Genomic DNA, 26728 nt, shown 5'->3' with positions numbered 1-26728 from the left:
AGACCATTATGAAATTGGATGCATATCGTTTTTCTGGGGATTGGAGTTTCGATTTGCTGCTACCCCAAATGGCTAAGCTCCATTATGGGATTGGGGGAAAGTACCATGAACGGATGATTGCCTTTTTTACCAATCTTGAACAAGGCTATATGCCTGTAACTATTCAAGATGAACGGAATTACGAGCCCGACCCTACACAAGCGCAGGAGGCTACGATTCAATATATAATTGTTAAGGAACAGGAAGTCGTTGAAGCACTTTTCAAAGCCTTTCAGGAGGTGATTAATCCTTATTACGTTGAAGCTTGTGGGGAGGATTATTGGATTCCGGAAATGCGGCAAGCCAGTGACCTGAAAAAACTCATTGGTTTCAGTAGTATCATCATTTTAGCGGAGTACAAAGAGGGCATGGCTTACTATGAGGTCCGCTGCGAGTATAAGGGGGATGAAGAACATGGCCTGAGTGTGGTAATGTATAAAGATCAGCTGATCGGATATTCGGGTATGGGTGACATGAGCTATCAGTGTATTGCCGATGACTTGGGAATGGACAAAGGGAAAGCTTGGGAAGATATCCTGGCACAACAAGAAGAAGGTAAGCATATGGTGCATGTGCCTTTGTCCAAATACGGCAAATTCAAACCCTGGCAACAGGAAGCGACAGAGGAATACTTCCGAACTTTATTGCGAAAGCAAGAGAATGAAAAATTAATCGAAATATTAAAGGAGAGCAACTGGGATGTGAATTACCGGTTTGTGGAACTCGATAAAAATTTGGTGGATTTGGCGGCGTACGCCAACAATGTTGAGATGACTCAATACCTGATTGACAAGGGAGGAGATTTTTCCCGCTCTATGCGCGAGTGTACAGACTTTTATATCAAAAAAGAGGTGATAGCACTGCTGGTGCAAAATGGTGCCAATGTTGATATTCTCAATAACTGGGGGGTAACCCCGCTTCATAACGAGCTCCATCATTACGCCCGAGCGGTGCAGAATAAAAGCAAGCACGAAGGCATAGACCCAAAGCGGTTTGAGCAGGAATTGGAGAAGGAAAATGAGCATCGGGAACGAGTGCTTTTCTATCTGAAGATGGGCGCGAATCCCTACTTTTGTGACAAGGAAGGACATAATTACGAAGAGGTTTTACTAAAGCGTTGGAATGCCACTTTTTTGCAAGAAAGTGGTCTGTTGGAAAAAGTAGAAGCCTTGGTTTCGCCAAATAAAAAGCAGGATACAAGAAGTAAGGAGATAAAAAGCCAGCAAGCAAATATATCTGCGATTAGAAAGTGGATGTTTGGGAAAAAGAAGAAGGATTAGTGACTGAATTTAGTGCTGAAAGTATAGCGAAAACAAAACCAAGAAACATGTCTTTAAGTAAATTGATCCTTTACACGTTTTTCTTATTTGGATTGATGCAGTGCCATACATCCAAAGGAGTAAACTCGGTGCCGTTCTTTTTATCGTTTGATAAAACCAAAATTGCTTTTACTGATGAAGGAAAAGGAACGCCGGTTATCCTTATTCATGGATTTATCTCCAATGGAAGCTCGTGGAATAATACCGTTTTAAAGACGGAATTATTAGCAGCTGGCTACCGCGTTATCGTACCAGACTTGAGAGGGAATGGACTTTCTGATCGACCGCAAGAGGGCGAAGCGTATCAGAATGATGCAGAAGTAAAGGACCTTGTGGCTTTGGCAGATCATCTACGGTTGAAGAAATATATTGCCATTGGATATTCCAGAGGCTCGATTGTTTTAGCAAAATTACTTACGCAAGAAACACGGATTTCCAAAGCAGTGATTGGTGGTATGGGGTTTGATTTTACCAACCTCAATTGGGATAGACGAATAGCCTTTGCCGATGCCTTTAGCGGTAGAGCTGAGTTGACACCCATGACAGAAGGTGCTGTTAATTATGCCAAGTCTATTAATGCTGACCTCAAAGTATTAGGCTTACTTCAGGACTATCAACCGGTCACCTCGCCGGAAGAACTTAGGAGTATTCAGGTAGAGACTTTGATCATCTGTGGTGATGAGGATCTGGATAATGGCTCTCCTGAGGAGTTGCAGACGTACTTGCTCAATAGCCAGCTGGTGATCGTAAAAGGAGACCATAACAATACTTATAAGCAAGCGAATTTTTCAGAAGCGGTACTGCGATTTTTACCGAACTCTTAGGCTGATCGTACGAAGGCGATTTACGGTTGGGGCACATTTCAATTATGTAGGCTTGTCGTAGTCTCCAGACTATCCCGACCTTCTTGGTCGGGACATTATCTTTCTGGTCTTCTGACCAGCGTAAAATGGGCTAATACTGATTACTGGTCAGAAGACCGGCGGGATAGTTCGGAAACTAACATGAGCGATGATATTGGAAATTTACTTTTCTACCAATATTCCACCTTTCTGAGGTGTTATTTTATGATATTGTATGTTTAATTCGATGCAAAAGTACGGGTTCTCCGTACAATAGTACAAGTGTAGGACTGGTCGCAGGTCTAACTTTGTCCCAAAATAATTTGTATATGAGACAAGTGAAATGGACCGGTGTTTACCCTGCCGTTACAACAAAATTTACGCCCAACGGTGATTTGGATATCCCTACATTCTTGAAAAACATTGAGTTTCAGGTAGAAGCGGGCGTTGACGGTATGGTTATTGGCGGTTCTTTGGGCGAAAGTAGTACGCTCACGCATCAAGAGCGTTTAGTGTTGGTTGAAGCCACCCTGGCTGCTGTAGGTGACCGAATAGATGTGATCTTAAATGTAGCAGAAGGAGCTACCCGTAAAGCCATTGAACTGGTAAAAGCAGCCGAAAAGCTGGGAGTACATGGTTTGATGCTTCTACCGCCTATGTTGTACAAACCAACGGAGCAGGAAGTGGCCGATTATTTCAAAGATGTAGCCACCAGTACCCATCTTCCGATTATGCTTTATAATAATCCGGTGGATTATAAAATCGAAGTGACCATTGGAATTTTTGAGCAACTGATGCAGCTGAGTAATATCCAGGCCGTTAAAGAAAGCACGCGGGATATCTCGAATGTTACCCGAATGAGGAACAGGTTTGGGGATCGCTTCAAAATCCTTTGTGGTGTAGATACCCTTGCGATGGAAGAATTGTTGATGGGAGCAGATGGTTGGGTCGCAGGCTTGGTCGATGCATTCCCCCGAGAAACGGTCGCTGTTTACCGCTTGGTAAAGGCAGGAAGAATAGAAGAAGCGCTCAGAATTTATCGCTGGTTTTTACCAATACTGGAATTAGACATTAACCCGCAATTGGTACAGAATATCAAATTGGCAGAAGTGATGACGGGTATTGGCACTGAATACGTCAGAGCACCACGCCATATTCTGGTTGGCGCAGAGAGAGAGCGTGTTATTGGTATTCTAGAGAAAGGTTTGGCTACTCGCCCTGAGTTGCCGGAGTATTTGAGTATCAATGTAGCCGAGTACGCTTAAAAGCGATAATAAAATGACAACTGAAAATATAATTGCAGAAAGGCGAAGCGCTAAGAGAACAGAAAGCTTGCAAGCTGTCAACCCAACAACTAAAACACAGCTGCCTGACCTTTTCCCCGTCGCAACCGAGGAAGAAATAGATGCTTCTGTGGCAGCAGCTCATAAAGCATGGAAGACGTATAAGCAAACAACAGGCAAGGAGAAGGCCCGTTTCTTAAGAACCATTGCGAAGGAGATAGAACAGCTGGGTGATGTTTTGATAAACCGTGCAATGGCCGAGTCTGGTTTGCCTGAAGGCAGAATAATAGGCGAACGAGGACGAACGTGTAATCAACTTCGCCTTTTTGCTGACCTGGTTGAAGAAGGTTCCTGGGTAGATGCTACTATCGACGAAGCGATGCCCGACCGCCAGCCTTTAGCACGGGCTGATATTCGAAAAATGTTGGTGGCGCTGGGCCCGGTAGCAGTATTTACGGCGAGCAATTTCCCATTGGCATTTTCAACAGCTGGTGGCGATACCGCCTCGGCTTTGGCTGCTGGATGTACGGTCGTTGTAAAGGCCCACCCTTCTCATTTGGGTACCAATGCTTTGGTTGCAACGGCAATTACCAGGGCCACTGAGCAGTGTAATTTGCCCGAAGGTGTTTTTTCTACCCTGGTAGGGGGTATAGAGACTGGTCAGCAATTGGTAAAACACCCTTTGATCAAGGCGGTTGGATTTACCGGCTCCTTTCGTGGGGGGAAGGCTTTGTTTGATTTGGTCAATAGCCGACCCGAACCTATCCCTGTATATGCAGAAATGGGTAGTAACAATCCCATTTTTATTTTACAAGAAAAGCTAAAGACGGAGCAAGAGGATTTGGCAACGATGATTGCTGGTTCCGTTAATTTAGGGGCAGGCCAGTTTTGTACCAATCCGGGGCTGCTGGTGTTGCAAAAAAGCGATACGACGACGGCCTTTTTACAAGCATTAAAGGATGCTTTTGCCACGCTTCAATCAGCAACTATGCTCAATGAGGGCATTTTTGAGTCCTATCAAAAAGGAAAAGCAGCTTGCATAGCCGCCGAAGGTGTGTCATTGGTTTTTTCGGGTGAAAACCCCAGTAGTGATTGGAAGGGCGAGCCTGGTTTTGCCACCGTTTCAGGCAAGCGTTTTTTGCAAAACAACCATTTGCAAGAAGAGATTTTTGGCCCTTTTACATTGGCAGTGCTTTGCGAAGACGCTATAGAAGTAAACGCGATAGCACAGCACTTGCAAGGCCAATTGACGGCAACAATTATGGGCACAACGGAAGAATTGGCCAACTCAACAGCACTGATAGAATTACTAAGTCAGAAAGCAGGACGGGTCATTTTTAATGGTGTACCTACTGGCGTAGAAGTATGTCCAGCAATGCATCATGGAGGGCCTTTTCCGGCTTCTTCAAATGCTCTTTTTACCTCTGTTGGAACAGATGCTATCAAGCGGTTTGTACGGCCCGTGGCCTTCCAGGATATGCCGGAGATGCTTTTGCCAAAAGAGCTGAAAACGGAAAACTCGTTGGACATCTGGCGCACTGTAAATGGTGAAAAAAGAAGAGGATGAGAAATACGTTCTTTTGTGTAGACGCACACACTTGCGGAAACCCTGTTCGCTTGATAGCAGGAGGAGGCCCCATCTTGAAAGGGGAGAACATGATGGAGAAACGGCTTCATTTTCTCGCGGAATACGACTGGATTAGAAAAGGCCTAATGTTTGAGCCACGCGGGCACGATATGATGTCTGGCTCTATTTTGTACCCGCCGTCTGATCCTGAAAACGATATAGGTGTTTTGTTTATCGAAACCAGTGGCTGTTTGCCCATGTGTGGACACGGAACGATTGGTACGGTGACGATTATGCTGGAAGAAGGTTTGGTGCAACCCAAAGTGCCGGGCCAACTTCGTTTGGAAACGCCCGCTGGCCTGGTCAACATCACTTACAAAATGGAGCGTAACAAAGTAAAATCGGTACGCTTGACCAATATTCCTTCCTTTTTGTATAAAGAAGGTTTAACTGTAGAATGCCCGGATTTGGGAGCGCTGAAAGTCGACGTTGCTTATGGCGGGAACTTCTACGCAATTGTTGATCCACAGCAAAGTTTTAAAGGCATCCAAAATCATACGGCTGACCAACTGATTACCTGGAGTAGGGTGTTGCGGCAACGATTGAACGAGCAGTATGAATTTCAACATCCGACTTCTCCAAATATCCAGGGCTTATCGCATTTGCTGTGGACAGGAGAACCTCTTTCCTCCGATGCTAATGGTAGAAATGCGGTCTTCTATGGAGACAAAGCGATAGATAGATCACCCTGTGGTACTGGCACATCGGCGCGGATGGCCCAGCTTTTTAGCAAGGGCCAACTAAAGGCCGGCGACGATTACATACACGAAAGCTATATCGGTTCCACCTTTATTGGGCGAGTAGAAGCGAAAACAACCGTGGCGGGGTTTCCTGCCATTGTTCCCAGTATTGAAGGTTGGGCAAAAATAACGGGCCACAATAATATTATTATTGACGATGAAGATGATCCCTATGCTTATGGATTTCAGGTAATATGAAAACGGATAAATTACACATTGTTGGCGGTGGAATTATTGGCCTTTGCGCTGCATGGTACTTGAAAAAAGAGGGCTTTGATCTGACGATCATTGATAAAAATAACTTCTCTGATGGCACCTCTTTTGGTAACGCCGGGATGATTGTACCTAGCCATTTTGTGCCCATGGCCACTCCTGGCGTGATTGTGCAAGGGCTGAAATGGCTCTTGAATAGCAAAAGCCCTTTTTACATTAAGCCCCGTTTGAACGCAGACTTGATGCAATGGCTTTGGCAATTTTATCGCTCGGCGAATGCTCAGCATGTAAGAGAGGCCATGCCTGTTTTGTATGCTTTAAATGAGGAGAGTAAATCCTTGTATAAAACGTTAGCTGCCGAAAATGACTTTGATTTTGGTTTTGAAGAACGAGGCTTGTTGATGTTGTACAAAACGCACAAGCAAGCGGAAGAAGAAGAGGCGCTAGCGGAAAAGGCGACCCGCTTAGGTATCAAAACAGAAATATTAGACACCAAGGGCTTGCAAAAATTGGAGCCCGAAATGGACTTGGATGTATTGGGAGGTATTTACTTTCCAGGTGATGCACATCTGTACCCCAATCGGTTGATGGCACAAATGACTGCTCGCTTAAAGCAGATGGGGGTGCAGTTTATTTCTAATACGGAAGTGGTCGATTTTGAGATAAAAAATGACAAAATTGAGGCTTTGCTGACCAATGACGGTAGAGAAATTACTGTCGAAAATGTTCTACTATCCTCTGGTAGTTGGACGGGGACATTGCTGAAGAAAGCTGGCGTTAAAATTCATCTACAAGATGGAAAAGGCTACAGCCTGACGCTGAAAGAACCAGGTGTTCGTCCACGAATACCGACTATTTTGTCAGAAGCAAAGGTGGCCATTACACCAATGGGGGCTGACCTGAGGATTGGCGGAACCCTGGAGTTGAGCGGCTGGTCTGAAGGAATCAACCTAAAGCGTGTGCAGGGAATAGTGGAGAGCATCCCGGCATATTATAAAAACCTGCCGACTCCTAATGTGGAACAATCGCCGATTTGGCAAGGCTACCGTCCTTGCACTCCTGATGGAATGCCATACATCGGCAAGTCAGCTATTTTGACGAACCTGATTGTAGGAACAGGACACGGTATGATGGGCCTGAGTTTGGGTGCAGTGACGGGAAAGATAATCTGTGACCTGATGACTGGCGACCCGGCTTTTATGGATATTCACCCGTTTCGACTAAATAGATTTTAGCGGCTATTTTACCGCCCATGATTTTCGATAACGGGACGGCGTAAGCCCTTTGACTTTCTTGAAATGCCTCACAAAGTTAGATACATTCTGGAAGCCTACCTCATAGCAGATTTGCTCAATGGTTTGATTTTTGCTTCGTAGTAGAATACAGGCATTCTCAATTCGTAAGGCATTGAGAAAGCTGATATAAGTTTTGCCAGTATGGAGTTTGAAAAAGTAGCTGAACTGGGACCGACTCAAAAAAGCAACCTGAGAAATTTGGTCAATTGTTATTTCTCGATTAAGGTTTTTAAAGGTGTAGGCTAAGACTTCATTGAGGCGATCACCTTCATTGTTATCCAAAACGAGATTATATTGCTCGCCATTAATATAGGTTTTGTCTGCCTGGCGGAGGAGAGACAATGTTTCCAAAAAACGAATGATGAGTTGTTCTTCTTGAATAGAAGTTGTAGTCGTTATTTTATTGAAAATGGTCTCTTTTAACTCCCCTTCCACTTTAATTACACGCTTGGAATTTTGCAGTAGCGCTCGTATATGATGCAATTCTCTGATTTCAAAGAATTGTTTTCCAAAAGAATATTCATCAAAAAAGAGAGAAACTCCTTCTACGCCAGGAGAATCTTCGGTGTGATAATCTTTTGAGCATTTCAGCAGGTGTGGCACATTTGCTCCTATAATAAAAACGTCCTGTGCCGTAAAAGTCGTCATGTTATTGCCTGCATAAAATATCCCGTCCCCTTTGACGATGGCCGTTATTTGAAACTCAGGATGATAGTGCAGTTGATTATAGAAAAATGGCCCCTCATCCACCTGAACGAGTAGCGCATGGTTTTCTGATTTTGGAATTTTGAATGGTATAGGTTGATGTATTTTCATTATGAGAACTAGATGTTTATGATCTAGTGTATCCAAATCAATCAACAAAGCGGGAATAGCTCTTTTGTAAACACGAAGGTGCGATTCAGTTTTGTGAAATAAGGGAAGGAAATGGTCTTGTCCATTGCTGAGGTGGTGAAAAAATAGTTGTATCGCAAGCCAAATTAATGATTTCTATTAAGTAAAGAGGCCTTTTTCGTAGCTTTAAGAGCTTGTTTGATTACGCGAAATTTGCTGATTGTGGAGAATGACGGAGTCGTCACGAAGCGAATGGAAACCGAATTAAAGAAGCTTTAAGACCTTTCTTTCAATAGCTCTCTTTCTTGGGGGCCGCAACTATTAGAGACATGAAAAAAACGACAACAATCCTCTTCTTTTTCATCCTGTTGTTTTCCTTACGGGAAACGATGTCTGCCCAAAATGCCCGTAAAGGTGCCTTGCAAGAGGTATTGCAAAACGAATATGGCGCTACGGTGTCGTTCCATCCTGGTACGGGATTGGTGCGTTTTGTGCAGTTTCCGGTAGCTGGCCTTTTGTCTTTAACAGGAACTAACGCCGAAGAGAAGGCGGCCAATTTTTTATATCAATACAAGGGCTTATGGGGATTGGAAGATCCTGCTAACGACTTGGTTTTTCAGTATTCTAAAATGGACATGGCGGGGAACACGCACCTTTCTTTCCGTCAGGAACACCGGGGCTTGCCCGTTTTTGATGGAGAATTGCGGTTTCACTTCAACCGTTTTTTGGAATTGAAAAGCGTTTCCGGCGTGGTGATTCCTTGCCGGAGTTTGCCTACTCAGGCGGTGGTTTCTCCATCGTGGGCAGTGTTGTATGCGAAGTCGTTTTTACAAAAAGAAGAAAATACCATTTACGAATCGCTGGCGGAGCCCACCTTGATGGTGTTCTATCGAGGACTAGCCCAAGGCGTGAAAGGAGAGAGCCATCTGGCTTACGAGATACTGCTGGGCAATAGCGAAACGGGCGACCGACAGTATGTGTACATAGATGCGCTGGTAGGGAACCCTGTCGAGCGGTTTCCCGCAAATTGTAGCGCACTGAACCGAGAGTTGTATTCTGGAGATACAAGCGGAAGCCCCATTTGGACAGAAGGCGACCCTCCGCCTTCGGGTACCGAAGAATTAACGCTGGTGGACGTGAGTGAACACACCTACTATTTGTTTTTTCATGCCTTTGGTTACGACTCCTACGACGGTAGTGGCGCAACCATGAAAACAGTAGTGGACGCGACCAACGTCAACTGCCCCAATGCCACTTGGAACGGAACGAGCACCAACTTCTGTACTGGTTTTGGTTACGATGATATTGTCGGGCATGAGTGGGCCCACGCCTATACGGAATACACCAGCAACCTGGTGTACGCCTGGCAGCCGGGCGCTATGAACGAAGCCTTCTCTGATATTTGGGGGGAAACCATTGACTTGCTCAATAATTACGATTTAGATACAGACGAAGGGACATTGCGTACTGGCTGTAACAGTAGCCCCCGCTGGCTAATGGGGGAAGGCCGAGGCAGTGCCCTGCGCGATATGTGGCAACCTAGCTGCAAAGGCGATCCTAATGCGGTAGACGACGCGAATTACTGGTGTTCTACCGGTGATGTAGGAGGGGTACACACCAACTCTGGCGTTCCTAACCATGCCTACGCATTACTCGTGGATGGTGGTAGCTATAATGGTGTGACGGTTGCAGCCATCGGATTTACCAAGGCTGCACATATCTTTTGGCAGGCCCAGTCGCAGTACCTGACTCGGACCAGTGATTTTGCCGTGCTGGCATCAGCACTGGAATCTTCTTGTACAGATTTGTTGGGGGTGAATTTGCCCGCGCTGGGTTTCAGTTCCACCAATCCTGGGTTGTCGGGCGAGATGATAACCGCTGCCGATTGTGCGGCGGTAGCCGATGCGATTGCCGCTGTAGCGATGAGTGAAGAACCAGATTGTGGCTTCGAACCGCTACTTGATACTACTACCCCTGATCTTTGTCCGATGGATAATTTTCAGCAGCTTTTCTTTGATGATTTTGAAAGTGGTTTTGCGGGTTGGACGGCCACGGAAAACCCAACGAACCCTGGCAGTTGGGATAGTCGCAACTGGGAAATAAGTAACGCCTTGCCTGGTGGCCGTGCCGGGCAAGGACTGTTTGGTGCCGACCCGGTAAACGGGGATTGTGGCACTGATCTCGAAAATGGGACGATTGACCTGGAGAGTCCGCTGATCAGTGTACCTGCTGGTTACACGACGACGCTCTACCTCACTTTTGATCATTACGTTGCTACGGAGAGCACTTGGGACGGTGGTATTCTACAGTACGAGATCAATGACGGCGGCTGGCAGGATGTAGCCAGTGAAGATTTTGTTTTTAATGCCTACAATGCCAATCTACGCTCGGTAGGAGCAGGGAATGATAACCCTTTGGCGGGTAAAGCATCCTTTACGGGAACGGATGGCGGCTCGGTATTTGGCAGCTGGGGAACCTCGCAGATTGAGCTGGGTATGTTGCCGGGAGACGATATTCGCTTACGCTGGCGACTGGGTACCGACGGCTGTAACGGCAACGATGGTTGGTACCTCGATAATGTGGAGGTGGGTGTTTGCCAAACGATTGTCCTGCCCGTGGTCTGGGAAATGTTTACGGTAAAAGAAGAAAAACAGGCGGCCTTACTGGAATGGACGGTAAGTGAAGAAAGCAACAATGCTGGCTTCTGGGTAGAGCGATCCAGTGACGCCAATACAGACTTTGTGACGGTGGGTTGGGTAGCTGGTGCAGGAAATAGCGATGCGCTGAAAAGCTACCAGTACGAAGACAAAACGGTGGTGCCGGGGCGGTCTTATTATTACCGTTTGCGGCAGGTAGATGTAGATGGCCAGGAAAGCCTTTCTGCATTGCGTACGTTTCGGATGGAAAGCAATGCTGTCACCCTTTTTGAGTTGTATCCTAATCCGATAAAGGAGAAAGCCCAAGTTCGGTGGTTGGCTCCGGATGCGGATAGGGTAGAAGTAGCCTTGTATCGACTGGATGGTCAGCTTGCGATTCCGACTGCTACTTATGAGCAGGTAGTTTCGGGACAAAGACTTATCTTAAACCTCGAAAAATTGCCTGCTGGTGTTTATCTGCTTGTCGCAAAGACGGTGCAAGGAGAGGAGCGCAAGTTGGTAGTGAAGGGGTAGACTTAAACTGGCCACAGAGACGCGGAGACACAAAATTACACGGAAGTCTTTTTTGTGAATTTTAGAGAGCGTTCAAAATAGTGTGTCTCGCGCAGAGACGCAGAGCCCGCAGAGTTTTCTTGTAGCTGGTTATCAAGTAGATACGTTTTAGCTGTTTTTAGTCAGACACACATTAATGAACAGTCTCGAATTTTAGTGCTTTGGTGTCTAAGAATACGCTACTAGCAAGTTTTTCCCTGAAAGAGGGGAGGCAGCCGTTTCTCGGTTGGCCTAGCGATGTGGAGTAGTGGCCCGACGAAGGAGGGGCAGACCTGGCCTTAGCCAGGGCCGAGTGAATAACGAGCTACGTAACGTAGCGCCCGGAGGGAGGCCCCAAAAACTTGGAGAAAGTACTCTGGTATTAAAGAAAACGCAAAATTGAATAGGATGCAAAGAAGGAAATTTTTGGAAAAGATCGCCCTTTCTACAGCGGCGATTGCTGCTGGTACCCAATTGGAGGGACGTACGGGAATGACGACAGAACGCTTGACGGAGGCTCAATACATGGGCGGTTATGCGGCGGAACCATTGCCGATGATCCGGGCTGCTTTTATAGGTGTGGGTGCCCGTGGAGGTGACCATTTACAGTTTTTTGCTTCGTTGGAGGGGACGGAAGTGGTGGCTATCAGTGATTTGTATGAAGATAATGTGCAAAAATGGCAGAAAGTGGCCAATGAGATAGGTGCAGGTGAGCGGCATAAAGACGTGGCTGGCTACCATGGTGAGGAAGAACGTTGGCGGGTGATGCTGGAAGAGGTGAAGCCGGATGTGGTGTTTATTGCGACCAACTGGCACAACCATGCGCCGATGGCGATAGCGGCCATGAACCAGGGCGCGCATGCCTTTGTGGAGGTGCCGATAGCGGTGACCTTGGAAGAAATGTGGGCGATTGTGGATACGTCGGAACGTACGCGCAAGCACTGTATGATGATGGAAAACGTGAACTACAGTCGGGACGAGCTGATGTTTTTGAATATGTGTCGGCAGGGTGTAGTGGGGCAATTGTTGCATGCGGAAGCGGCCTACATCCACGAATTGCGTTGGCAAATGGAGGAGCAAGAACGCGGGACGGGCTCGTGGCGGACGCTGCACTATGCCAAGCGCAACGGCAACTTGTACCCTACGCACGGGCTGGGGCCGGTGGCGCAGTACATGAACCTGGCGCGGCAGGAAGACAACTTCAAGCGGCTGGTGTCCTTCTCGACGCCTGCGCTGGGTAGGCAGGCTTACGCCGAAAAAAACTACCCCGCTGACCACAAGTGGAATCAGCTGGATTATCAGGGCGGCGACCTGAATACCACGATTATAAAGACCGAACTGGGCCGTACCGTGATGGTGCAGTGGGACGAGACGAGTCCGCGCCCTTATTCGCGGCACAACCTGATACAAGGCACGAAAGGCACCTTGGCCGGATTTCCGACCAGGGTAGCATTGGAAGGCGGTATAGAGGGATTGACCGAAAACCACCATCGCTGGGCGCAAGGCGAGCAGCTGGAAATGCTGTATGAAAAATACGATCACCCGCTGTACAAACGCCTCAACCATGCCACAAAAGACAGCGGCCACGGCGGCATGGACGGCATGATGATGTACCGTATAGTAGAGTGCCTGCAAAAAGGATTGCCGCTAGACCAGAACGTGTACGAAGGTTGCTACTGGAGTGCGGTGGCCCCGCTGAGTGAGCTATCGGTAGCCCAGGATGGTATGCCGCAGGCGTTCCCCGATTTTACACGCGGGAACTGGAAGGAGACGGTGCCGTTGGGGATTGTGGAGTAGGGGGTGTGTGAAATGGAGTTGGTCTCAAACAGAATTCAGTTTTCAAAAACCTAATAGACATGACAATATTCGCGATATGCTTATCTGTATTATTCTTCCTTGCAGGAGGTGAAGGAACTGTTTATACCAGGACAAAGTGAGGGGACGTCCGAGTATAACCTAAAAGGCCACTGGTCTAAGATTCGATATGGGCAGATAGAAGGATTTGTATTTGATAGCTATCTATCTATCTAGCCTGCCACCGATGAAGTTCATTACAGATAAAAATGGAAATGAATACGTGGAAGGATTTACGTCTTATATGGATAGGGTATATCATGAGGTAGACTCGACTATTTTGAGAGACAGTAACTCAGATCTTAGAGAAAAGCGGATTCAATATGAAAATGGAGCGAGCTACGAGAAAAATAGTAATGTTGGTTGGTATGAAGAGATCTTGATCTTGCCAGGAGCGAATATGAATGATGGCTTTTTGATTTTTCATTTAATTAATAACGTACCAGAAGTGATAACTCTACCTGATGGTGAAAAGATGGAAATTGTACGATGCGGTTCTCAATGTGTAAAATTTCAACGTAACAAGGGAGGAGAATAGTTTGAAATTTATCAATTTGGCAGTACGCTGGTCATCAGATGTTCAGATAGTTGTTGAATAATAGCCCTCGGCAAAACTTCCCAATCTAAAATTGCTCCTATGCCTTACATTAAGCTGTTCGAGACGAGTATAAAAACAGACTTTGAGGCAGCGTGTGCTCTTTTGGAAAGAGAAAATATAAAGTACGAGGCACTGTACGAATATCGGTTGGTGAGCGAAAAAAGACATGATCCGTTTGGAAATGCTGGCGCAATAATACGCGTGCCGAGATCAACTTACCATGATGCCGATAGGCTACTGGTTGAGCATAAGTTAAAGGAGAAAGGTGACTTGAAAAGGCATCGATTTCTTTTTGTTACTAAATTGGATAAGTATCTTTCTGGAGTTCCGATAGCTCGATATATGCCTCTTTACGGGAAGTTGTTAGGGGGGCTTATGCTTATTGGTGTTCTGCTTTTTTTGTGGGTTTTATTGGAGTATGATCGTGATTTTTTGGAACCCAATGAGGCCATTAATCGCTTTCATATAGAACGTATTTACTTCGAAGGAAAGGAAATGATTCCTGATACTAAATATGACTATGAACTGGTGGGCGTTTTTGACAAGGAACACTTGTCATTCAGTAGCCTAACAAACGAGGTATCTCTACCAGGGTTCAATAGTAAGGGCATTAGGGCAAAATGGTTCTTTGATGAAGCAGAAAAAGAGCTGATTATTTTTGATGCAAGCTCCCTTGGTGATTTGTATAATGGGAAGTACACTGTAAAAAGCAGTTTTTGGACGAATGACTTTACCCTTACTTCAATAACGACGAGGATGATTGTCAGAAAGTGAATAGGGTGAGGTGAAGATATTTTTTTATTCTGCGAGATTGCTATGGCAAAAATCTAAATGTATGAGTTGTGCAATGCCACCCCTTCAGGGGCAGGATGATGATATTGCCATTGGGGCTATAGTCAGGTTATCCCTTTGGGGTTAGGGGGCGTTTGTATTTTACCTGTCTCTTCGTGGCTCTTCCAAAGAGCCTTGTTTTTTAATTGTTCAACCTATTCAAAACTATAGGCGCACTCAAGCGCCTTTCAGGTTCTCGCTTTTTACTGAGCGTAGTGCTAAGTAGAATGCGTTTTCACTATTTATTTGTCAATATTATTATTTATTTGTCAATTACATAAATATATTGTAGTTTTATGACAATGTAATGAATTAGATCAATTAATAGAATCATGATGAGGACTAACAAATTTTCCATTTTCGCTTTTATGCTATCGTTACTTTTTGCTGGGGCATGTCAATTTGCTCCAAGCGAGAAAGACATTTTCATGACGAATATTACGGCCTTCGGAGATGGAATAGAGATAGGCTGTGGATCGTATTCTTCAGCTGAGGTAGAAGCAAGAGATACAGAGTATCTAAGGATTATCAGTGATTACGCAACGGTGTACGAAGAGCTATCTAGTGCTGAAATCAAGAAAGTAAAAGAGGTTCGAGCGAGTTACCTTATTTGTCGAAGTACATCGAAGGTTAAAAATTGGTTTACTGACACTTGGGGTACACTAACCCAGGGGCTTTAGGTATCTCGATCTGGAGTACTGCTATAATATTTGATATTATCTACAAAAATCAACGGAAATGAAAGAGCTAATCAGGTATTCAATTGTGATAATTTTGAGTTTGTCCGTTGGGGCATCTGGTATCATCATTTACACTATGCATAAAAAGGCGAACGATTTGAAGGCTCAAAACCAGGGATTAATTGCTCAGAAATTGAGCCTTGAATTTTCGCTGGACTCGCTGAGGAATGTTGAAGAAAAACTCGTATTGGAAAATGAATACTATCAGAAAAATGATAGTATTCACATGGCTCGAAAAAGTAGGCAAGATGCGTATATAGGTGTGTTAGAACAGAGTGTTGAAACTCTGACTGAAGAAATAGATGGATTAAAGGACTTTGTTTCAAAAGAACCGGACAGAACGAAATTAGCAGTTTCAGAAGCAGTGGAAAATATAGGAACGACTTTGGTTGAAAAATTTACCAATTTTCACGTTGAATTATCTTCTGACGGTAAGGCTTTTTCAAACTTGGAGGACAATCATATCACACTCGATGCCAATCAGGCATCCATTGTCTCGATCAGTGGAATTCAGCAGCAAGTTGACAAAAGCCCAGTTGTTTTTCGTATTGCCTTTGCGATATTGATACTTGTTGCTTCCGCTTGGTTTTTTAGCCAACAAAAAAAACGCTAAGACTATGAAACCAGTTGACTATTTTGACGATAGCTTGAAGGGGTCCGAATGGCTTTTACTTGGGGTGCCGATTCTGCTCTTGCTTATTCCTGGTGTTGAGTGGGTACACCTATTGTTTATCTACATAGCTGTTGTTATAGGACTGCTTACTTATGTTTATCCGGTGACGGTAAATGCATGGGTATTAAATGTGGTTCATTATTCAAAGAATGCAGATGATTCGGTGTGTACTCGTCTCACTATTGAAGATTGGGAGAAGCAAGTTGTTGGTCACGTTAAAGAAGTTACGGGGTATATGACAGAAATCCCACTTTTTTGTAAAAGAATAGAAAAAAACAGAAAAAGGCTGACTAGCCTCTATGGGGAAATAGCGTTCCCTAATAGAGTTATTTCCCAAAAACATTTCACTCAAATAAGTAATCTCGAAGGCCAAAAAAAGCAATTAGTAGACTGGCTATCCGTTTTAGATAAGTATCTCTCGGAATTGGAAAGGCAGTTGAGTGTTTACCATTATTTAGCACAAAGTAAATATAGGATAGGCCCTTGCGAGTTAGATAAATTATTTGTAGAATTTTCTTTAGTTATAAATAAGGGCGACGTTTATTTTCGTAATCTTTCAGAGGTTATCGCCAATGAAGATGATTGGTGCAATTAATTATTTTGAAAATTGTCAAAATAATTACCTATTTTACTTTCCAGAGAATATAATGACCTTAAAGTCAAACTTATACTAAGTAATAGCGTTGACTAAGGAGAGTAATATTTTTTGTCAAAAAAATAACATATTTCTTTGTCATTAATATCTCTTGTCCTACCTTTGTGGAACTTTTCAAGTATCTAGTACGTAGGAATAGAAACCCAAACTATGTATTTTTCTGAAGGAAGATCTTTCCAGATTATCGTCATTTTTTGAACTTGAAAAGAAAGTCTGACTTCAACAACTAATCCTATTATGAACTCCTATATAAATCGAAGTACGGTTGTTTATCTAAAACTCAGTAGCTTAGGTAGTGATGAAGATTTTAAAAAACTAGAACAATTTTTCTCGAAGGGAATTCATATATCTAAAGAAAATACTTTTGAAATTACTCAGAGTATAGCTAATTTTAATTTTTATAAAAAGAACTTTACAGAACAATTAGATTTGGCTATTTCGACGGCAAAAAAAAGAAACAAACCTTTATTTATTTCTCATTTTACACCTTTCACTGAAATAGAAAGTATTCCTTGGTTGCAAAATTTAGTTGATAGTAACTTAAAAGTTAGATTTTTAGATTCTCCCTCTGTTTCAGAGCAAGCATTTCCTCATTTTATTTTTATTCATAGCAAAACAAAGGCTAGGCCCAAGGAAAGAAAAGTTAAAACAAGTAAGCAAGGATTACATCTTAGAGATAAAGACCATCAGGCACTGAAGGTTCGAAAACGTATTCAGAAGACTTATTTTAAAGCTAATAACATTACAGCTATTGAATTTTTATTAAAAGAATCAAAGGATAATAATTATACCTTATCGGAGCTGGCGGAAAAAATGACAAGTCAAAAAATAAAAACATCTTTAGGGAATAGTCATACGCCCAAAAGTGTCAGTAGGTTATTTGATAAAATTGAAATACTAGAAGATATTTTTACGAAAGATCTTTCTATTGAAAATATTGATAAAAAATTAAGTGAGTTGAAAGATCGCTTTACTATGTCTGGAGTTATGGAAAGGCAGGTGGCGTCTACATTGGAGGTAGCAGTTAGTGGTGCCAGGAATCTATTAAGCAGAACCGAAGAATTACCTCCAGGGACAATAGAACAACAATATGAGAATTATTTTAGTAAAATAAATAATAACAACAACAAGGCTGAAGAAAAACTAGATACTGTTCCTTTGTTATGGGAGGCAGAACCATTTAAGGTATTAGATTTTTCTGAATTTATATATTTGAAGTTTTCTTTAAATATAAAAAAGGTAAGAGTTCGAATATTTCCAGCGCTCCATCATAAAGAAAGGCAAGAGCTTGATGAATATGACAGTGCTGATCAATATATGGATACTGAAGAAGGATTGAAGGAAATAAAAATTGACATCGTCGAAGAAACGACCTTACTGCCCGGGCGTTATTATTTATTAGTAGAAGCAGACGGTTTTCAGCCTGCATGGCAGGTATTTACGATTTTAGGAGATATTAATCCACTAAATTATAGCAGGGAAGAAATAGATCCTATATCTCTTTTTGATGGACTCACAGGGTAATTATTCGTCGTCTTGAGCAGGTTGGATTTTCAACTGCGCATTACCAAAAAATACGCTTGCTCCCCAGTAAGTAGGATGGCTAAAAGTACCCTTTTCGATCATCTTACGTTTGACCAAATGTAATGCTTCTCCCATCGTGTGTCCTTTAATTAGCTTCCGCAAAAAATCGATTGAAATATTCTCGGCAGTAGCCCCATCAATACGATAAATATTTGATAATATATTTTTGCTGCCATTTTTTATAAAAGCATTTAGTAGGGAGGAAATACTTCCTGTTCTTTCCATACGACCCCATTTTGCTCGGCACGCATTAAGGACGAGTAATAGTTGAGTGTTAGACTGTAAGTGCTCGAGAATATGTTCTTGTGTTAAAAGGTTCTCTTCTTCAATTTTACTATTGTTAATAATTAAACCTAGCAAATGTTCATTGTCTTCGAAATCCTGTTTTCTTGAATGTACATGAAGGTAAGCCATTGCAGCATTCTCATAGGCTTGGTAAAAATCCTCTCTTTTATAGGGCTGAGTACTATCAAAAGTAGTATGTTGATTGGGAGCTAGTTTAGCAATTGTATTATACGTTTTTACGAATATATCAGACTCTGCGGTTCGTTCAAATTTTTGTTGATTATTTATTCTTCCAGTTACTACCATGCTCAATGCGCCATTTATTGGCATAGGAGCTACGGCAGTCTCGTGAACATGATTGCTGTAAAGGCTCTCGGATGAAATGGCATAACTTACTTCTATTCTACGGTCTAAGAATGCTAAGTCACTAAATTTAAAAGTGCCGAAATCATTATCATCTTCACCATCTCTAGGAAACAGGTTTTTACTTTCAATTATATCAGGTGTTAGGAGTCCGAAGTTTAAAAAATTAAGCTCTCCATCTGGGATGACATAAATTCTCTTATCCTCACTTAAATTTAAAGGGGCAATTAGAAGGCTATTAAGTTTAATTAAATGATGGTACAATTTAACATTTAGGTCATTAGTGTTGAGCGTATTGATTTCAGGTTCAAGAATTGCATATTGTTTATTGGTTGGCCTGTTTGTACTAAGTCTACCTGTTTCCCATATAGTGTTGTTGATGATCGCCTCGATCTCATGAGTACTGCTTTTGATATCATCAATAGCTTGTTTGGGGTTGGGGTGCTCGGTTAATAGATTCTTAAAATCAAAGGCATTATCTTTATTACTTATGATCATCACAAACAAGCTATCTTCTCCTAAAACATAGGACAGGATTTTACCCTCTCTTGTTTTTTCAAAATGACTGTAAATAGAATTTAAGTTAAAGTTGTCTGTTTTGCCTTTTCCATCTTCTTCCGAAGATTCTTGTGTCCTCAATGAAGCAACAAATTCTGACCTGATTTTAATCTGTTTTTTTAATTTTATCTGCTCATTATGAACATATTGAATAGTGTCTAGAATAATACGTTCTCTCTGAGCTTTATTTGTTTGTTCTTTACCAGTGAGCCCCTGGAGCATATCAACGATGCTTTTTTCTGTCTTGTTGAACAAACTATTGGTGTCGTCTTCGTTATTAGCCATCCCTCGTTCATTAACCGAAGACAGGAAGATATTCCTTTGGGTACGAAAACTCTGAAAAATCTTATCGTTCAATTCAGCACTATCTCCGGTGCTTTGATCGTAGCACTGGTATTGCCTATAGAGAAATTTTAATCTCAATTCAATGATCAAACTGGCCTGTCGTGAATAAAGCATTCTTACAATGCCTGGATCTTTGACTTTTAACGGGGAATTACCATTGTTTAAAACATTATTATAGATATCAAGACAAAGGCGACTTACATTCATGCCTTGATCATAAAGAGATTGCTGGGAAGGGGTTAGCACTTGGCAGTCTTTACTCAATGACACTGAAAACTCTTTCCATAGTATTTTTAGGTGAACCTCCAGGGCTTTGAATAGTGTAATCCAGGAGATGTCTTCCATTCTCCTTCCTTCGCTGTTCTTTGGAAGAGACCACTGGTCTTGCCCTAATTCAGGAGCAAGAACCTTAATTGCTGATAGAGAAGACGCTTTGGCTTTTTCTAATAAGTTGGAAAGTAGATAGACTTTTGCAAGGTTTATATGGGCATTTGCTTTACTGCTATGGTATTTGTTAGCCCTGTCGAAACATTTTTCACGATGCTCTATTTCATCTTTGAATTTAGCTACTACGTTGTCAAATTCCGTGATTTTAGAAGGAGAAAAACGGACTTCAGGTTCGGTCAAACGGTAAAAGCAATACCAATCTCTCATGGCTATATTGCAAAGGTTATTTGCTCTATAACGATGGAATGGAGCATCCTTAAATGTCTCACTCAGGTAGTACTTAGCTTCATAAAGCCTATCTCTGGCATCTGAAAAGAGGCTTTCTGCTTTCGCGGAATCCAGCTCTACTTTCCCCTTTCTTGCGAGTATTCTGCCTAATACATTATTTGCGATGCCTACATACAAATGATTGTCAACTAATTGAGAACGCTTCTCCATAATGTTGAGGCTACTCTTTAGGAAATCTTCTGCGAGATCAAGGCTGTTTAAATCAAGGTATACTTCTCCCAGGAGGCAAAAACAACGGCCTACCATATACCCTTCTTCGTCATTGTTATAGGTGTTTGCAATGATCAAATACTCGATTGATCTCAAAAAGGAAAGGATCGCATCGTAAAAGTTTCCTAGTTTCCAGTATGCTTTCCCCATCACGACACTAGTTCTAGCCAAAGGCCTAGCGTTGCGGGCATCACTTTTGATATCGAGGACCTTTTGTTTTAGTTTTTGGCTAAGTTCTGCCAGATCTAAAGATTTCGCGTACTTACCAAAGTAGAAGTAAAAATTTGAAAGGTGGATGATGGACTCGGTGATTTCGAGTGCCAGTCTTTCATCTAGTGTTTTTAGCCAGGTCCAGTTTTTATGGCTATTCTTTTCTAAGTCTTCAACAAAACGTTTGAGGGCTTGGAACCCCGAGTTTTCTTCACCTAAATACAAACAAGCTTCACTCCATCGGTTAAAAGCGTTCAATTTTTCTTTCGTTAGCTGCCCTACCTCCTTGAAGCCCGTCGGAGGAGCATCAAAGCGAGAGCGGAAATCATCCCTTGCTTCCCTAAACCTGTTTTCTCTAAAGTATTCGTTGAACGCCTTCATACTGTAGCTTACTCCATTTCATGAATTAGACTGTGTCTAACCCAGATGCTCACACAAATAATAAATTTCAGCTTGAAAAGAAAATTAGCCTTTCTTCTAAAGTAGGGGACGATGTACGCAATCAAAAAGCTATGTTTTTTAACGTTTTATGTTGTTTGTTGTAAATTGCGTTATTCGCAAAGAAACGATATATACACATAAAAAATGAACGAATAGTCAAATAATTTATCGAAAAAAGCGCTTGTAGCAGTACTTGTTTTTCCTTTTTGAAGAGAACAATGATTAATAACATACCTGTTTGTAAGACCCTATATTTGAAGTGATATACAAATGACCTCGTATAGGATATATACAAAAAACTACCTATGAAAAACTGGAAAGCATTCACCTGTAGCGGAGCGGTACTCCTTATGTTTCTACTTGCCACCATTCTCACAACCTGCAACAAAGAAGACCTACCGTCCTCCGGAATCACCGATAAAATGCTTAAAATTAAAATCCGGTTTGATTCGGATCAAGCGCGATTAGATAGCTTCGGTAACCCGGCGGTAGTGCCATCTACTCATGCTACGCAGACGCCCAGCTTCAATACCATGAGTGCTCATTTTATTGAATTGGTGGGGGATGAGTTTACGCCTTACCAGCAAGGGGCGTTTCTCTATAAAGGCGAAGAAGTACCAGCGAATAATCCGAACACCTACGGTTTTACCACAGCTATTGATTTTGATAACGCATTGCTGACCGTCGAAGAGGAGGTGTTTTTAGAAATTCCTTTGTCAGCTATCGATACTGGTGTTTATCATCATATCCGGGTATCGGTTGCTTATCAAAATTATGAGGTGCTGTATAACCTGAACAATGTTCCTGTTATCAACTCCTTGCCCCAACAATCCGGGACGATCGCTTCGTTTGTGGGGTACAATACGTATATCAATAATTTGCAGGTGGATGAGTTGGAGGTTGCTGTTAATGCACCGAAACTTCAGGGATTTTGGGGCTTTGAGACCAAATTGTCGGAACCGTATAGTAGTTATAACCAGATTAGCACAGGGCAAGCACCTGCTGATGCCACCACGGTTGTCAATCCATTTGCGAATGCTCCTATTCCCAGGGGGTCTTGTGTGGTAGCAGGTAGTTTTGATATTCCGTTGACAGTGTCGTGGGATGAAACCGAAGATGTGTACATGACCTTGTCGTTTTCCACAAATGGCAGCTTCGAGTGGGAGGATACGAATGGCAATGACCAGTGGGACATAGATGCCACAAATACCAATCAAAGTGAAAGGGTCGTGGATATGGGGTTAAGAGGTCTTAGTGCTTTTTGGGAGTAGGAAAAGCGTTTGGTTAATAAACATAAGTCATCCCGAATTTTGGCTAAGGCCAAAATCCAGCCTGACTTTGATTTAGAAAGGGTCATTAAATAGCTAAAAAGAATAATTTATCTGACTTTTTGTACGANNAAATTCGGGATGACTCATATTTATGGAAATTATCCGAGAAGGAAATTATTTGAATTGGAGTGGTTTTTTTTGCAATCTTCGCAAGGCAATTTAGGTGATAACACTACCGGTACTCCTATCTTGCCAAATTAACTACTCAAATACCAATTGATTATGGCAAAGAGCAAGGATTCAAAGAAAGCAGTGAAGAAGGAGCCAGCTAAAACCGCAAAAGAAAAAAAGGCGGAAAAGAAATTGAAAAAGCCTAAGTACGATTAGGGCACAGCACAAAAATCGTAATCTGTTTTTTACGCAATACTAGGGCAGTAATTTGCCAGGTAATCGTTTAGAAAACGCCCACCGGATCTTGTGCTATCGATAGTGTAAAAGTCATTGAAAAAGGATAAGCTTCCGTAGCCTGTTCACTGGTAAAGGTATTCATCTTGCCCCAGTGCAGACGCCTTTCGTATGCCTGGAACATGTCTTTTTTGCTGCGAGATGTGGCAATCTCCGCAGGTGTCCATTGATGGTGATTTGACCAGTTTCTAATAATCCCTAAAATCACTATATTCAGTCTGATTACAAATACGCTAATCTTATGAATAATGCTCTTTTCGGTGTTCCGAACATGGATATTTATCTGGTGATGGGGATACTTATCTTTTTTATTGTGTTGGAAATTATTGGTGGTTATTGGCAAAAAACGCAACGGACGATCAGTGATTGGATACAGGAATTTGGTGCTTTTATGGTACTGTCGTTGCTAACGAAGCCAGGGTTAGTTTTGGTGGTGGTGTTTCTGGGGAGCCAGTTTTTTCCAGCACAGCAGGCTGCTTTAGCCGAGTTTCCGCTGTGGGGGAGTTTATTGATATTTCTGCTTGTTGACGATTTTCTGCAATATTGGTACCACCGTTTTGCTCACGAATACGAATTTCTCTGGAAACTCCACCGTCCCCATCACCAGGCGGAAGAAATGGGCTTTTTTGTGTCTTATCGCAATGCGGCCATTTACTACTTGTTTATGCCAAATATCTGGTGGATTGGCCTCTTTACGTTTCTTGGAGGAGCAAAAGCAGTGGCCTTGGGCTTGGTGCTCAAACAGTTGATAATCATCAGTTCTCACAGCACCATCGCTTATGACAAAGTGCTTTACCGCAATAGGTTTTTACAGCCATTGGCGAGTGTTTGGGAACGCATTTTTATTACGCCAGCTTTTCATCACGCCCATCATGGTAAAAGCCGCCGGGATGGGATCAGTGACCCCAATGGCAATTTTGGTAATATGTTTTCTATATGGGATCAATTGTTCGGGACGGCCCATTACAGTCGTGAATTTCCAACTTTGTACGGCCTCGAAAATGACCCGAAAGAACCTTGGACTGCGGCTTATCTTTATCCGTTGGTAGCGTCGGATGACCCTCGCTCGGAAATCTCCCGAGGGTTTACAAAAAAGGACACCCGAAAAAATGAGCCTGCTATGATAGACTTAAAGGAAGGGGAGCGCTATCTGTTTTGCCAATGCGGTAGGAGCCAAAATCAACCTTTTTGCGATGGTTCGCATCATGGGACGAAGTCGAAACCCTTACTTTTTACTGCCCAGCGGAGCGGCCCTGCCCGACTTTGTAACTGCAAGTGTACCAGCGCAGCTCCCTTTTGTGATGACTCCCATTTGAAGAACAGCTAAGCACTGACCCAATGAGTCTTTTTTAGTGGTAATGAAAAGCAGTATCTTTATTTCAAATAACACCCCTATTAATGAATTTCAAAACATCCATCATCTGCTTGTCAATACTCTTGATAGGCTTTAGTCTTAATGCTCAACGAGTCAATAATGAATCGGTAAGAATTACTTATCGTGGATTACCGGAGCAGCCTTTTCCTTTAACCTCCAATACGTATTCTGTATCTGTGAACGTGCTTGGTGATCAGGATCTGAGCGATTTAAAACCAGAGACTTCTCCGCAGTTGCTGATTGAAAAATATTTGCAGCTTGAATCCTTTCGGCAATTGATTGCAGGTGGGCATTTTCATATTAATATTCAGATCGGTGAATTGAATATTACCCAGTTGACAAATGAAGAACGCAAAACCACTACCACCAAAGACAGCGTCAAGACGACGACCATCAGCTATTATAAAAAGGTGGTTTACCGTTATCCTATCACCCTTCAGGTACTAGACCCTTCAGGGGAAGTATTGCTCAGGAAAGTGGAAAATAATGGTTCCAACGGGATGGTGTATGAATTTAAGAAAAACAAAGCCAGCTATTTTCCCACTATCAAAGAACTGGACGCCAGTTGGGAAAAGAAAAAGGAAGACGTGCTGAATGAATTTCGTGAACACTTGATTCCCCGAACTTTTGAAAAGTACCAGAAGTTGTTGATAACAAATTTTGATACCCGCGTAACCACGGAGAAAATAGACCTCCAGTGGCCCAAGGGCAAGAAAATACCAAATGGAGACGAGCATGATGCTAATATTGCTACGGCTGCCGGTATCCTGAGTAAAATGACAGCCGATGGCGCATTGGAGCCTTTGCAAGAGGAAATGGCCCCCGTAAAGGCTTTCTGGGAAGCACAACTTCCATTACTGCCCACTGATGACAAACGTTTAAGAAAAGTACATTACGCTTGTTTGTATAACCTGGCCTTGGTAAGCACCCACTTGGAACAATTTGACGAAGCACGTACCTATTTGGCCACTTGTGAAGAACTGGGAGAGAACAAGAGAATGACGAATCAGCTAACGGATGCTTTAGACGATATCGAAGCCAGTTTAGTGGAAAACGAACGACCATCACGGCATTTTGCGATTGATTTGAGCGATGCTGTTGGCCCTGAGGGAGTTGATTACACACAATATATCAGGATCAATGGCCGCCGGGATCGCGCCGTCCAATATGAAGGTTATATGATCACCAATAGCGGTGATTCGTTGACGGGTAACTTTGTTTTTTCAGATGGTGAATTCCGCGAGCCAAGTTTTTATGAATCGGGAAATACGATCTTTGTTTATGAACAAGATGGCAAGACCCAAAGCCTGTTTTTTGACCCTGATAAAACTACGAAAGCAGGGTTTCGGGGGCGTACTTTTATTGTCATTGATTATTCCCCCTTACTTGCTCTGGGGACAAAAAAGAATATCATGGAGGTGTTAGAAGGAGGGACGAAGTTAAGCCTCTACCGCTACTACCCCTTTCGTGTAAACGAAAACACAGAAAACGAGCCGGACGCTGCCCTTGTTATTCATAAATCAGGTGAAAAACCAGAACCGCTGAGTTTATTCAATCTGTCATTTACGAATTGGCGAAAATCCTTTGCAGCTTATTTTCCCGATTGTGAAGCTTTGCAAGAGCAAATCAGGGCAGGAGAGTATAAACGAAATGAGCGACGGATGAAAGATGCTATCCGTTTGTACAATAACAATGATTGCGAATAAGCGAACTTTTTTCAGTTCCTTTGTGTATTAGTCTTTATTAAAACAACAAGGAATGGAAACGAAGCGCCAACGGCAAGTCGCCGAACTCGTGAAGCGGAATTTTAGCATAGTGTTGCAGGAAATTGGCGTCTATATCTACGGTAGCCAGCCACTGGTTACGGTTACGGAAGTGAAAATGTCTTCAGATTTGGGCCTGGCCAAAATCTACCTCAGTATCTGGAACACGGATAACAAGCAGGCGGTACTCCTCCAGCTGGAAGAAGAAGCCCCTCGACTGCGTACAGCTTTGGCGAATCGCCTCAAGCGGCATGTACGTCGTATACCCAATATAGGCATCTATGAAGATGAAACCATCGACGAAATGTACCGCGTAGAAACCCTTTTCAATCGCCTTCACGAAGAAGACCAAATGGGGACGGCAGAGGAGGAGTAGGGATTGTTGAGGAGAG

General features: G+C 42.9%; 21 protein-coding genes. 18 read left to right on the top strand and 3 right to left on the bottom strand.

Going from position 1 to position 26728, the window contains the following annotated elements:
* Positions 1–8 precede the first annotated feature (8 nt).
* The 6 genes from ACRBG0_RS09325 (at position 9) to ACRBG0_RS09300 (ending at position 7298) form a co-directional block, all read left to right on the top strand.
* Complete coding sequence (locus ACRBG0_RS09325) at positions 9–1319, top strand: DUF6985 domain-containing protein (protein WP_431486628.1); 1311 nt, start codon at positions 9–11, stop codon at positions 1317–1319.
* A 47-nt stretch (positions 1320–1366) separates the two neighbouring features.
* Positions 1367–2182 (top strand): alpha/beta fold hydrolase, encoded by an 816-nt coding sequence (locus ACRBG0_RS09320; RefSeq protein WP_431486627.1) that lies wholly within the window; start codon positions 1367–1369, stop codon positions 2180–2182.
* Positions 2183–2529: 347 nt separating this feature from the next.
* The gene (locus tag ACRBG0_RS09315; protein WP_431486626.1) at positions 2530–3465 is read left to right on the top strand and encodes a dihydrodipicolinate synthase family protein; all 936 of its coding nucleotides are present in this window, start codon (positions 2530–2532) and stop codon (positions 3463–3465) included.
* A 13-nt stretch (positions 3466–3478) separates the two neighbouring features.
* Positions 3479–5050, top strand: coding sequence for an aldehyde dehydrogenase (NADP(+)) (locus tag ACRBG0_RS09310; protein WP_431486625.1), 1572 nt, complete (start codon positions 3479–3481; stop codon positions 5048–5050).
* Positions 5047–6048, top strand: coding sequence for a 4-hydroxyproline epimerase (locus ACRBG0_RS09305; RefSeq protein ID WP_431486624.1), 1002 nt, complete (start codon positions 5047–5049; stop codon positions 6046–6048). The genes ACRBG0_RS09310 and ACRBG0_RS09305 overlap by 4 nt, the downstream gene beginning before the upstream one ends.
* A complete protein-coding gene (locus ACRBG0_RS09300; protein ID WP_431486623.1) occupies positions 6045–7298 on the top strand; it encodes an NAD(P)/FAD-dependent oxidoreductase in 1254 nt (417 codons plus the stop codon). Before ACRBG0_RS09305 ends, ACRBG0_RS09300 begins: the two co-directional genes overlap by 4 nt.
* A gap of 3 nt (positions 7299–7301) precedes the next feature.
* Here the strand turns inward: ACRBG0_RS09300 and ACRBG0_RS09295 are convergent, their stop codons facing one another.
* Entirely contained in the window at positions 7302–8174 is an 873-nt protein-coding gene (locus ACRBG0_RS09295; RefSeq protein WP_431486622.1) for an AraC family transcriptional regulator, read from the bottom strand.
* A 347-nt stretch (positions 8175–8521) separates the two neighbouring features.
* Here ACRBG0_RS09295 and ACRBG0_RS09290 point away from each other — a divergent pair, with 347 nt between their 5' ends.
* The 8 genes from ACRBG0_RS09290 to ACRBG0_RS09255 all read left to right on the top strand — a co-directional run bounded on the left by ACRBG0_RS09290 (position 8522) and on the right by ACRBG0_RS09255 (position 18255).
* Positions 8522–11362, top strand: coding sequence for a M4 family metallopeptidase (locus ACRBG0_RS09290; protein ID WP_431486621.1), 2841 nt, complete (start codon positions 8522–8524; stop codon positions 11360–11362).
* A 426-nt stretch (positions 11363–11788) separates the two neighbouring features.
* Positions 11789–13177, top strand: coding sequence for a Gfo/Idh/MocA family protein (locus tag ACRBG0_RS09285; RefSeq protein ID WP_431486620.1), 1389 nt, complete (start codon positions 11789–11791; stop codon positions 13175–13177).
* A 244-nt stretch (positions 13178–13421) separates the two neighbouring features.
* Positions 13422–13772, top strand: coding sequence for a hypothetical protein (locus tag ACRBG0_RS09280; protein ID WP_431486619.1), 351 nt, complete (start codon positions 13422–13424; stop codon positions 13770–13772).
* 99 nt (positions 13773–13871) lie between these two features.
* Complete coding sequence (locus ACRBG0_RS09275) at positions 13872–14606, top strand: hypothetical protein (protein WP_431486618.1); 735 nt, start codon at positions 13872–13874, stop codon at positions 14604–14606.
* A gap of 485 nt (positions 14607–15091) precedes the next feature.
* The gene (locus ACRBG0_RS09270) at positions 15092–15343 is read left to right on the top strand and encodes a hypothetical protein (protein WP_431486617.1); all 252 of its coding nucleotides are present in this window, start codon (positions 15092–15094) and stop codon (positions 15341–15343) included.
* A 58-nt stretch (positions 15344–15401) separates the two neighbouring features.
* Positions 15402–16016 carry a hypothetical protein gene (locus tag ACRBG0_RS09265; RefSeq protein WP_431486616.1) on the top strand — a complete coding sequence of 205 codons (615 nt, stop codon included), beginning with the start codon at positions 15402–15404 and terminating at the stop codon, positions 16014–16016.
* 4 nt (positions 16017–16020) lie between these two features.
* On the top strand, positions 16021–16671 hold the full coding sequence (locus ACRBG0_RS09260) for a hypothetical protein (protein ID WP_431486615.1): 651 nt from the start codon (positions 16021–16023) through the stop codon (positions 16669–16671).
* 297 nt (positions 16672–16968) lie between these two features.
* Positions 16969–18255, top strand: coding sequence for a hypothetical protein (locus ACRBG0_RS09255; protein WP_431486614.1), 1287 nt, complete (start codon positions 16969–16971; stop codon positions 18253–18255).
* On the opposite strand, the gene ACRBG0_RS09250 is transcribed toward ACRBG0_RS09255, so the two are convergent.
* Positions 18256–21402, bottom strand: a complete 3147-nt coding sequence (locus tag ACRBG0_RS09250) for a CHAT domain-containing protein (RefSeq protein ID WP_431486613.1) — start codon at positions 21400–21402, stop codon at positions 18256–18258.
* 365 nt (positions 21403–21767) lie between these two features.
* Here ACRBG0_RS09250 and ACRBG0_RS09245 point away from each other — a divergent pair, with 365 nt between their 5' ends.
* The gene (locus ACRBG0_RS09245; protein ID WP_431486612.1) at positions 21768–22733 is read left to right on the top strand and encodes a hypothetical protein; all 966 of its coding nucleotides are present in this window, start codon (positions 21768–21770) and stop codon (positions 22731–22733) included.
* A gap of 454 nt (positions 22734–23187) precedes the next feature.
* Here ACRBG0_RS09245 and ACRBG0_RS09240 read toward each other — a convergent pair whose 3' ends face one another.
* Positions 23188–23322 carry a hypothetical protein gene (locus tag ACRBG0_RS09240; RefSeq protein ID WP_431486611.1) on the bottom strand — a complete coding sequence of 45 codons (135 nt, stop codon included), beginning with the start codon at positions 23320–23322 and terminating at the stop codon, positions 23188–23190.
* Between the two features lie 117 nt (positions 23323–23439).
* Here ACRBG0_RS09240 and ACRBG0_RS09235 point away from each other — a divergent pair, with 117 nt between their 5' ends.
* The 3 genes from ACRBG0_RS09235 (at position 23440) to rbfA (ending at position 26712) form a co-directional block, all read left to right on the top strand.
* Complete coding sequence (locus ACRBG0_RS09235; RefSeq protein WP_431486610.1) at positions 23440–24525, top strand: sterol desaturase family protein; 1086 nt, start codon at positions 23440–23442, stop codon at positions 24523–24525.
* A 71-nt stretch (positions 24526–24596) separates the two neighbouring features.
* Positions 24597–26279 carry a hypothetical protein gene (locus ACRBG0_RS09230; RefSeq protein ID WP_431486609.1) on the top strand — a complete coding sequence of 561 codons (1683 nt, stop codon included), beginning with the start codon at positions 24597–24599 and terminating at the stop codon, positions 26277–26279.
* A gap of 52 nt (positions 26280–26331) precedes the next feature.
* Entirely contained in the window at positions 26332–26712 is a 381-nt protein-coding gene (gene rbfA / locus ACRBG0_RS09225) for a 30S ribosome-binding factor RbfA (protein ID WP_431486608.1), read from the top strand.
* Positions 26713–26728 lie beyond the last annotated feature (16 nt).

Source organism: Lewinella sp., from assembly GCF_050633125.1.
GTDB lineage: Bacteria > Bacteroidota > Bacteroidia > Chitinophagales > Saprospiraceae > Lewinella.
This window is presented reverse-complemented; position numbering and strand designations above follow the sequence as displayed.

Excerpts from the sequence above, each read along its gene's own strand:
- ACRBG0_RS09325 (WP_431486628.1), top strand. The coding sequence starts at position 9 with ATGAAATTGGATGCATATCGTTTTTCTGGGGATTGGAGTTTCGATTTG.
- ACRBG0_RS09320 (WP_431486627.1), top strand. The coding sequence starts at position 1,367 with ATGTCTTTAAGTAAATTGATCCTTTACACGTTTTTCTTATTTGGATTG.
- ACRBG0_RS09315 (WP_431486626.1), top strand. The coding sequence starts at position 2,530 with ATGAGACAAGTGAAATGGACCGGTGTTTACCCTGCCGTTACAACAAAA.
- ACRBG0_RS09310 (WP_431486625.1), top strand. The coding sequence starts at position 3,479 with ATGACAACTGAAAATATAATTGCAGAAAGGCGAAGCGCTAAGAGAACA.
- ACRBG0_RS09305 (WP_431486624.1), top strand. The coding sequence starts at position 5,047 with ATGAGAAATACGTTCTTTTGTGTAGACGCACACACTTGCGGAAACCCT.
- ACRBG0_RS09300 (WP_431486623.1), top strand. The coding sequence starts at position 6,045 with ATGAAAACGGATAAATTACACATTGTTGGCGGTGGAATTATTGGCCTT.
- ACRBG0_RS09295 (WP_431486622.1), bottom strand. The coding sequence starts at position 8,174 with ATGAAAATACATCAACCTATACCATTCAAAATTCCAAAATCAGAAAAC.
- ACRBG0_RS09290 (WP_431486621.1), top strand. The coding sequence starts at position 8,522 with ATGAAAAAAACGACAACAATCCTCTTCTTTTTCATCCTGTTGTTTTCC.
- ACRBG0_RS09285 (WP_431486620.1), top strand. The coding sequence starts at position 11,789 with ATGCAAAGAAGGAAATTTTTGGAAAAGATCGCCCTTTCTACAGCGGCG.
- ACRBG0_RS09280 (WP_431486619.1), top strand. The coding sequence starts at position 13,422 with ATGAAGTTCATTACAGATAAAAATGGAAATGAATACGTGGAAGGATTT.
- ACRBG0_RS09275 (WP_431486618.1), top strand. The coding sequence starts at position 13,872 with ATGCCTTACATTAAGCTGTTCGAGACGAGTATAAAAACAGACTTTGAG.
- ACRBG0_RS09270 (WP_431486617.1), top strand. The coding sequence starts at position 15,092 with ATGACGAATATTACGGCCTTCGGAGATGGAATAGAGATAGGCTGTGGA.
- ACRBG0_RS09265 (WP_431486616.1), top strand. The coding sequence starts at position 15,402 with ATGAAAGAGCTAATCAGGTATTCAATTGTGATAATTTTGAGTTTGTCC.
- ACRBG0_RS09260 (WP_431486615.1), top strand. The coding sequence starts at position 16,021 with ATGAAACCAGTTGACTATTTTGACGATAGCTTGAAGGGGTCCGAATGG.
- ACRBG0_RS09255 (WP_431486614.1), top strand. The coding sequence starts at position 16,969 with ATGAACTCCTATATAAATCGAAGTACGGTTGTTTATCTAAAACTCAGT.
- ACRBG0_RS09250 (WP_431486613.1), bottom strand. The coding sequence starts at position 21,402 with ATGAAGGCGTTCAACGAATACTTTAGAGAAAACAGGTTTAGGGAAGCA.
- ACRBG0_RS09245 (WP_431486612.1), top strand. The coding sequence starts at position 21,768 with ATGAAAAACTGGAAAGCATTCACCTGTAGCGGAGCGGTACTCCTTATG.
- ACRBG0_RS09240 (WP_431486611.1), bottom strand. The coding sequence starts at position 23,322 with ATGTTCCAGGCATACGAAAGGCGTCTGCACTGGGGCAAGATGAATACC.
- ACRBG0_RS09235 (WP_431486610.1), top strand. The coding sequence starts at position 23,440 with ATGAATAATGCTCTTTTCGGTGTTCCGAACATGGATATTTATCTGGTG.
- ACRBG0_RS09230 (WP_431486609.1), top strand. The coding sequence starts at position 24,597 with ATGAATTTCAAAACATCCATCATCTGCTTGTCAATACTCTTGATAGGC.
- rbfA (WP_431486608.1), top strand. The coding sequence starts at position 26,332 with ATGGAAACGAAGCGCCAACGGCAAGTCGCCGAACTCGTGAAGCGGAAT.